1 protein-coding gene is annotated in these 237 nt (G+C 71.7%); it reads right to left on the bottom strand.

Features of this window, described 5'->3' with window-relative positions:
• Positions 1-237: L,D-transpeptidase (locus AC0IXR_RS25175; protein ID WP_471762619.1), on the bottom strand; the 237-nt coding region annotated here is incomplete at both ends.

The raw sequence follows: 237 nt of genomic DNA, 5'->3' as shown, positions 1-237 counted from the left end.
GGTCGACCACAGCCTTGTTGGTCATGCGGATGCCGCCCGACGAGACGGCGGCACCCATGGTTTCCGGCTCGTTGGAGCCGTGGAGACGGTAGAGCGAGGAGCCGAGATACATCGCCCGCGCGCCGAGGGGGTTGTCCTGGCCGCCGGCCATGTCGCGCGGCAGGTCGGGCCGCCGCGCCAGCCTCTGCGCCGGCGGACGCCAAGCCGGCCAGTCCTGCTGCAGCGTCACCGACTTCT

The sequence above is a fragment of the Methylobacterium sp. AC832 genome (assembly GCF_979256025.1).
Note: the sequence above shows the minus strand (reverse complement) of the source record. Positions and strands in the feature narration are given on the sequence as shown.